Raw genomic sequence first — 1,374 nt, 5'->3', positions numbered from 1 at the left:
GTACGTGCTGTCCGGGTCGTCGGTCATGCTCGCGATCTCCAGCTCCTGGCCGTCCGCGCCCTTCTGCGGCCGAGGCGCGGCGAGAATGCGCGGGGTCGCGGTCAGGTACAGCCGGAAGTCCGCCGGGATACGGGCGTTGTCGTGGACGACCGCCCACGGCTTACCCAGCCGGCCCGACATCCGGTGCGCTTCGTCAGTTTTACCGGCGGTGGAGCTGGGTGGAAGATGGCTGACCTGATGCTTCACGTGACGTGCATGTGCGCGACGTAGCCGCTCCGGTGGCTGGCGCGGCGGCGGGAGTTGGACCAGGTGAAGCTTCCCCTTGATCGTGGACACTACCCGATCCTCCTGCTGTGCCGGGTGCTGCACGTGGCCCGCTCCTCCTACTACTACGCCTGGCGCGAGGGCGAGGCCGCCCGCAGAGGCATCCACGCCGAGCACCCCGGCACCAAGCTGGTCGGCGACATCACCTGCCTGCCCACCGCCGAGGGCCGGCTCTACCTCGCCTGCTGGCTCGACCTGGCCACCCGCGAGGTCGTCGGCTACGCCATGGCCGACCACCACCGCGCCGAACTCCTGGGGCATCTCCCGCCACTGCCCGCCGGTCTTGAACCGCCAGATCACGCCTTCGAACTGATGCCGTAGCCGTTCGGGGTACGGGCCATACGCGCCGATCGGCAGGTACGGCCCGATGAACTCCCACTCCTCGTCCGTCAGTTGCACGCGTGTCACGCAAGAACGTCTACTGGTCCGGGCCCCGCCGCGAGGGCGACTCCCGCAGATTGATCATGATGCGATCTGTGCCTTGGAGCCACGCCGAATGCTGCAACGACTTCGTGGGTTCCTCGTCACCTGAAATGGCTGATCCGGCATGGCCGGTGTCAGGACCAGGCGATCTCGCCATGGCGGGAGATGAAGCGTCCGGTGCTGGCGCCGGGCTCCTCGGTGGCAAGGGCGACGATCGCGTCCGTGCCCTCGGTGACGGTTTGGGGGCCGCTGTGAGCGTTGAGGTCGGTCGCGGTGTAGCCGGGGTGTAGCGGGGGAGAGGAAGAACTCGAATATCCCAAAGTTTAGAGCGAAGGAAGCAGGCGATAGACCAGACCGACCCTGCTCAACGCCCAACCACCCACTTGACGACACGTCAAGAAACACCCCATCAGACGCGACCCCGCCCAGCCGCCCCTCCCGCTAGCCGAACTAACCTCCACCCCAGTCAAGTTGCACTCCAAAACCAACACCAGTCGGGGAGGAGGCACGATCGCGGAGCGATCGGGACACCGCACCGACGAAGCCAACCCGATCCGCGAAGCGGATCCGGTCCCGGAGGGACCGAGCCCAGTCCCCGCGGAGCGGGGACTGGGCTCGGTCCCTCCG

The 1,374-nt window shown here is 67.4% G+C and carries 2 protein-coding genes and 2 pseudogenes; 1 reads left to right on the top strand and 3 read right to left on the bottom strand.

The features are described from left to right. On the bottom strand, positions 1 to 180 hold a 180-nt coding region (locus AOK08_RS46290), incomplete at its 3' end, for a hypothetical protein (protein WP_157877036.1). A gap of 129 nt (positions 181 to 309) precedes the next feature. On the opposite strand from AOK08_RS46290, the gene AOK08_RS49125 reads away from it, so the two are divergent. Next, entirely contained in the window at positions 310 to 645 is a 336-nt protein-coding gene (locus tag AOK08_RS49125; RefSeq protein ID WP_055535707.1) for a DDE-type integrase/transposase/recombinase, read from the top strand. Here AOK08_RS49125 and AOK08_RS49120 read toward each other — a convergent pair. Both AOK08_RS49120 and AOK08_RS44290 read right to left on the bottom strand, forming a co-directional pair. Further along, a pseudogene (locus AOK08_RS49120) lies at positions 625 to 723 on the bottom strand (hypothetical protein); the annotation flags it as partial. The gene AOK08_RS49125 and the pseudogene AOK08_RS49120 sit on opposite strands and share 21 nt — an antisense overlap. 158 nt (positions 724 to 881) lie before the next feature. Next, positions 882 to 1,031: pseudogene (locus AOK08_RS44290) on the bottom strand (short-chain dehydrogenase); the annotation flags it as partial. Positions 1,032 to 1,374 lie beyond the last annotated feature (343 nt).

Origin of the sequence: Streptomyces graminilatus, assembly GCF_001418565.1 — a bacterium.
In the GTDB taxonomy this organism is placed as follows: domain Bacteria; phylum Actinomycetota; class Actinomycetes; order Streptomycetales; family Streptomycetaceae; genus Streptomyces; species Streptomyces graminilatus.
The sequence above is the reverse complement of the archived record's forward strand: the minus strand, read 5'-3'. Positions and strand labels throughout refer to the sequence as shown.